This is a genomic window from Microbacterium sp. HMWF026, from assembly GCF_003061325.1.
Classification (GTDB): domain Bacteria; phylum Actinomycetota; class Actinomycetes; order Actinomycetales; family Microbacteriaceae; genus Microbacterium; species Microbacterium testaceum_E.
On sequence record NZ_QAJB01000207.1, the window covers coordinates 1 to 2,337 of the forward strand.

Sequence of the window (2,337 nt, forward strand, 5' to 3'; positions counted from 1 at the left end):
GTGGTCGATGAGGGCGCGGGCTTGGTGGGTGAGGCGGTCGTAGATGCCCACGGCCAGCACGGTGGGGAGGGTGGCGATCAGGTCGGACATGCCGTCGTCGCCGGTGATGATGCGCACGCAGCGGGTGTCGCGACCGCGGTGGTGGCGGTCGGTGAGGTTGGTGGGGTGCAGGCGTTCGGCGAGGACGGCCAGGCGTGAGCGCAGGCGCCCGGGGCTCAGGCCCGCCGCGGTGGCTGCGGCGAGGGCATCGAAGTCGTGGCGGACGTCGACGGGGAGGGGTGAGCCGACGTCGAGGATGGTGTGCACGTGGGCGCGGGTCACCGCCCCCGCCTGCCAGGCGGTGAGGGTGTGGGGGTAGTCGTCGACGAGGGTCATCGCGCGGGTGATCTGGGTCTGCACGGTGCGGTCGGAGAGGTTCTCGGCCGCGGCGATCTCGGACGCCACTTCGCGAAGAGCCAGCTCGGCGGCGCGGGAGGACGCGCACTGGCCCGCCATCAAGTCCCGGGCGAGGTGGCCGGCTTCGGCGAGGGCGCGGGTGCGGTCGACTTCGGCGGCGGCGACGGCGGCGCTGGCGCGGCGGATCTCGTCGACGAGCGCCGAGAGGACGCGGGGTCCATCGGTCGGGGTCGTCGGGGAGGTGTCACCGTGCATGTGTGCATGCTAGCGGGGACCTCCGACATTACCCCGTCCGGAAAACCCCAGGTGGGGATAACCTTCGACGTTGCCGGGGTGGGGAGGAACTGTGCCGTCCGCAGAGGCCCTCACGGGGTGTTGCGAGCACGGATGGCCGTGGGGCCCGGTGGCTGTGGCAAGCCCAGCCACCTGGGGTGCGACGGGTTGAGCGGTGGCTTCGAGGGGCTCAGCCGCGTGGGTATGCGATCGGGGTGTGCGAAGGGTCGACTGCGAGCCGGGCGAGCGTCACCGGTCGCGCAGCGCCGCCCGGACGAGCTCGACGGCGTCCTCGCTCGAGACCCCGAGCCGACGAACGGCGTCGACGTACGCGCGCGCGGCCCCGGCGGCCCGAGCGGTTGCCGCATCGACGCCCTTCACGAACGTGCCGGCGCGACCGCGCGTCTCGACGTAGCCGGCCTCTTCGAGCTCCTTGTACGCCCGCGCCACGGTGTTGGCTGCCAGATCGAGCTGCGTCGCCAGGGCGCGCACGGGCGGCAGGCGCGTGCCGACCACGAGCGACCCGTCGTCGATCCGGGCGATGATCTGCGCCCGCACCTGCTCGAACGGCGGCGTGGGGGAGGCGGCATCCAGGGAGAGATCCATCACACCCTCAGTCGTTCAGACCGAACAGATCGAGGGGGTGCGTGAGGCGCCACCACGGATCGGGCGGTTCGATCTCGCTCGCGAGCTGCGCGTCGACGGTCGCGGCGTCGACCGGTCCCGTCGCCGTGAGGGTGCCGACGGTGTCGCCGGGCTGCGTGCGATCGTCCAGGTCGAAGCGCGTCGAGGTGTTCGCGCTGCCGCCGTTCCACAGCACCACGGTGGCGTCGGATGCCGTGACGATGTCGATGTCGTCGCCCCACAGCGTCTCGACCTTGCCGACGACGGTGCCCGCCGTCACCGACGGGCGGGGCTGCAGCTCCTGCTCGAGGCGCGAGAACAGGTCGCGCGCGGCCTGGTTGCGCGAATCCGGACCGGGCTGGCCGAGCACCGCCGCGTAGGCGCGGATCGTGGCATCGCCCACCGTGATGTCTTTTGCGGTGAGCAGGTTCCAGGCGTCGAGCGTGCCGGTCTTGACCCCGATCACGCCCGGATCGGACAGCAGGGCGTTGCCGTTCGAGAACGTTCCCGCCCCCGGCAGGGTGAGCTCGGGCGTGCGCACGATCTCGGCGATCACGGGGTTGGCGAGCGCCCGTTCGGCCAGGGCGATCAGGGCCGAGGGGGTGGCGGTGTTGCCCGCTTCGATGCCCGTCGGGTTGACGATCGTGATGCCCTCGATCCCGCGCTCCGCCAGGTAGGCGTTCGCGGCGGCCGAGAACTCGGCATCCGAGGGGAAGAGATCGGATGCCAACCGCTGGGCGTAGTTGTTCGCCGAGGCGATCAGCATGCCCTGCAGCATCTGCAGCTGAGTGAGACTGCCGTCGACGGGGACGTCGAGAGAGGATTCCCCGCGGGCGCGATACTGCCAGTAGTCGGCGCTGTCGGCCTGGGTGAACGCGTAGGACTTGCCCTGCTCGCCGGGGGCGAGGGGGAGCCGGTCGAGCACGACCAGGGCCGTGACGACCTTGGTGATGTTCGCGATGGACTCGGGCGCGCTGGCGGAGGACGACAGCGTTCCGGCCACGCCGTCGATCGCGATCGCCGCCTCGCCCTGGGCGGGCCACG

Annotated in this window: 3 protein-coding genes; all 3 read right to left on the reverse strand. The window is 71.8% G+C overall.

What is annotated here, in order from left to right; genetic code table 11:
* Window positions 1-651, reverse strand: a 651-nt coding sequence (locus DBR36_RS08690) for a DUF222 domain-containing protein (protein WP_146185288.1), incomplete at its 3' end; no start/stop codon positions are given.
* Window positions 652-918: 267 nt separating this feature from the next.
* The gene (locus DBR36_RS08695) at window positions 919-1,275 is read right to left on the reverse strand and encodes a GntR family transcriptional regulator (protein WP_108318587.1); all 357 of its coding nucleotides are present in this window, start codon (window positions 1,273-1,275) and stop codon (window positions 919-921) included.
* A 7-nt stretch (window positions 1,276-1,282) separates the two neighbouring features.
* Window positions 1,283-2,337: D-alanyl-D-alanine carboxypeptidase family protein (locus DBR36_RS08700; RefSeq protein ID WP_146185289.1), on the reverse strand; the 1,055-nt coding region annotated here is incomplete at its 5' end.